We start from the raw sequence: 3260 nt of genomic DNA, 5'->3' as shown, positions 1-3260 counted from the left end.
TTGACAGGGGAATAGAGGTGAAGGGGGTATTTTGTTCGGTGCTAGACTGATATTTGAGTAAGCCAGACAGGAGCCAGAAAAAGATATTTATCAGAAAAGTCATGATCAAGCTAGAGGTTTAAAGACTGATCGGGTTCCAATCATTTTTATTAATAAATATTTTACACAATTCATACCAGGTAAGCAAGAGGGCTACGCCACTACTACCGAATCATTACCGGGGAGGGGAAGTCGAGCATTTGTGAGGAAAAAAAACCTGCCCCTAATGCCGATGATAACGAGAAAAGGGACAGATTGGCTCAATTGAATGAGATTATTTTGAAGGGCCAGACGGCATCAGGAATTACATCATACCCATGCCGCCCATGCCGCCCATGCCGCCCATGCCACCCATGCCGCCCATGCCGCCCATATCGGGGGCTGCGGCTTCTTTAACGGGTTTTTCGACCACGAGGGCTTCCGTAGTTAAGACCATACCGGCGATGGAAGCGGCGTTTTGAACAGCTGACCGCACCACTTTAGCTGGATCGATAATTCCGGCGGCGATTAAATCTTCGTACTTGCCGGTGAGGACATTGTAACCGATGCTAAAAGCGGTATCGCGCACACCTTCCACGATCACATCGCCTTCCACACCGGCGTTGTTGGCTAACTGACGCAGGGGGGCTTCTAGGGCTTTGGCGACGATATCGGCGGCGACTTTTTCCTCATCGTTAGTGAGAGAAGCTTTGAAAGCCTTCACCTTAGAAGCCAGATGAATCAAGGTTGTACCACCGCCCGGGACGATACCTTCTGCCACGGCGGCTTTGGTGGCATTGAGGGCATCTTCGATGCGGAGTTTGCGATCCTTGAGTTCGGTTTCTGTGGCTGCCCCGACTTTAATGACGGCCACACCGCCGGCTAATTTAGCGATGCGTTCCTGTAATTTTTCCTTATCGAATTCAGAATCGGTTTCTTCTAGCTGTTTTTTCAGTTGGGCGAGACGTTTCTGCACATCGGCTTTATTGCGGCTGTCCCCGGAGGCGACAATAATTGTATTGTCTTTTTCTAGGGTGATTTTTGCCGCTTGCCCTAGCAGATCGAGGCTAACCGTGTCAAGACTTAAGCCCACTTCTTCGGAAATCAGACGACCGCCGGTGAGGATGGCGATATCTTGTAAAACCGCCTTGCGACGTTCCCCGAAACTGGGGGCTTTGATAGCGACGACATTTAAGACCCCCCGGGCCTTGTTGACCACGAGAGTGGCTAAGGCTTCGCCGTCCACATCTTCGGCGATAATTAATAGGGGACGACCTTGACGGGCAACGGCTTCGAGGACGGGGACTAATTCTGCGATCGCACTGATTTTTTTATCGGTAATCAGGATCAGGGGGTTGTCGTACTCGACGATCTGTCTTTCTTGATCGGTGATGAAATAGGGAGAGATATAACCGCGATCGATCTGCATCCCTTCCACCACTTCTAATTCCGTGGTTAGGGATTTCGATTCTTCCACGGTGATTACGCCATCGGTGGTGACTTTTTCCATGGCGGCGGCGATCATTTTTCCCACTTCTTCGTCGTTGCCGGAAGAAACGGTGGCCACTTGAGCGATCGCATCTCCAGCGACCGGTTTAGCGACGGCGGCGATTTCCTCGACCAGATAGGCGATAGTTTTGTCTAGTCCGCGTCTTAAGGCGACGGGATTGGCCCCGGCGGTAACGTTTTTGAGACCTTCTTTAATTAAAGCTTGGGCGATGATGGTGGCGGTAGTGGTGCCATCTCCCGCTAAATCTTTGGTTTTTGAGGCTACTTCTTGAATTAATCTCGCCCCGGTGTTTTCGAGGGGATCGGACAATTCGATTTCTTTGGCGACGGTGATGCCGTCATTAACGATCTGGGGGGCGCCGTATTTCTTTTCTAACAAGACATTGCGTCCTTTCGGACCGAGGGTGATTTTTACCGCATCGGCCAAGGCGTTGACACCTTTTTCTAGGGCGCGACGGGATTCATCTTTGAAGGCAATGATTTTGGACATAGTATCGCTGTTGTGATAGGACTCCTTATAGTTAATTTAGCACTCTTAGGGCTTGAGTGCTAATCTAGGCGATCGACTCCCCTCTAATCCCTGAACCGACAAGCGCGATCGTTTTGGTTGCCCTAGCTGGAGAGATGAGTTAGTCCCGATCTATTTTTGGCCTTAAAAATGCGATCTGGGAAAGTGAGCGATGTTAACTTGCATAATTTAAGATGAAGATTCCGACAGCCTAATCAGATCGATGATAACCAAGCTAACCCTGAGAAATTTCAAGAGTATCAAGGAACAAACCTACGAGTTTGCTCTCTTCGATCTCTTGGTTGGACGGAATAACAGTGGTAAAAGCACCATCTTACAGGCTTTAGCGATCTGGCAGTTCTGTATTGAGGAGTTCCGGCGGGCAAAACGGGGGGGAAAGACCGGCAAACAAGTTGTCCTTCCCAACTTTACAGCCCTTCCCGTTCCAGAATTTAATCTTTTGTGGCGAGAGAAGACCGAGCGCCACTATCCAACAAAAGCAGATGGTTCCAAAAAGCAAGAGTTTATTCTCATTGAAATTGATGTTACTTGGATAGCGGAATCTTCCGGACCAAAACCATGCTCTTTGGGGGTTAAACTACGATATAGTTCTCCTCAAACTATCTACGCAATTCCTTCGGAAGGATGGGAACATTTCCGTGAATTAGAAGGAGAGTCAAATCACTCCCCTTCTCTGTTACCTATTATTGCTTACGTTCCGCCTTTTTCGGGATTAGAACCCAATGAAGAATGGCGTGATGACGGACCGCTGCGAAAACAAGTGGGAAAAGCGCAGCCCGGAAGTATATTAAGAAATTTACTGCTGCGAGTTTGGCAAGAAAATCGAGAGGATTGGAGTGAAATTCAAAAGGTTGTCAAAAACTGGTTTAGCGTTGATTTAAAAGACCCTCAATACGAACGAGGAGTGGACACCCAAATAATCTGCGAATTTGACATCCTCACCGCCGTAAACGGACGGTGATTCCTCACCACGCCACCTTTTTAAGATGGTCGCGTCAATGGGGTTGACGCTTCACAGGATGCTGCTTCTTTAACAGAAGTCTTACGCTTTCCTCTACGTCCATTTAAAGTCTCCGAATGTCCTCCGGCGACCTTGATATTTACCGCAGCGTTTACATCTCGATCATGAAAAGTGCCACAGAAAAGACATTCCCACTCACGGATATTTAACGCCTTTTTCCCGCCGATATTCCCGCAACAGGAA

The 3260-nt window shown here is 48.6% G+C and carries 3 protein-coding genes; 1 reads left to right on the top strand and 2 read right to left on the bottom strand.

Going from position 1 to position 3260, the window contains the following annotated elements; translation table 11 throughout:
- Nucleotides 1-343: 343 nt before the first annotated feature.
- Nucleotides 344-2017 carry a chaperonin GroEL gene (gene groL, locus IM322_RS17915; RefSeq protein ID WP_287672335.1) on the bottom strand — a complete coding sequence of 558 codons (1674 nt, stop codon included), beginning with the start codon at nucleotides 2015-2017 and terminating at the stop codon, nucleotides 344-346.
- A gap of 241 nt (nucleotides 2018-2258) precedes the next feature.
- Between groL and IM322_RS17910 the strand changes: the two genes are divergently transcribed.
- Nucleotides 2259-3017, top strand: a complete 759-nt coding sequence (locus IM322_RS17910; RefSeq protein ID WP_287672334.1) for an AAA family ATPase — start codon at nucleotides 2259-2261, stop codon at nucleotides 3015-3017.
- A gap of 20 nt (nucleotides 3018-3037) precedes the next feature.
- Here the strand turns inward: IM322_RS17910 and IM322_RS17905 are convergent.
- The coding region (locus IM322_RS17905; RefSeq protein ID WP_287713280.1) for a zinc ribbon domain-containing protein at nucleotides 3038-3260 on the bottom strand (223 nt) is incomplete at its 5' end.

This window comes from Microcystis sp. M109S1 (assembly GCF_020247025.1).
Lineage (GTDB): Bacteria > Cyanobacteriota > Cyanobacteriia > Cyanobacteriales > Microcystaceae > Microcystis.
This window is presented reverse-complemented; position numbering and strand designations above follow the sequence as displayed.

Coding starts and splice junctions, on each gene's coding strand:
- IM322_RS17910 (WP_287672334.1), top strand. CDS start 2,259: ATGATAACCAAGCTAACCCTGAGAAATTTCAAGAGTATCAAGGAACAA.
- groL (WP_287672335.1), bottom strand. CDS start 2,017: ATGTCCAAAATCATTGCCTTCAAAGATGAATCCCGTCGCGCCCTAGAA.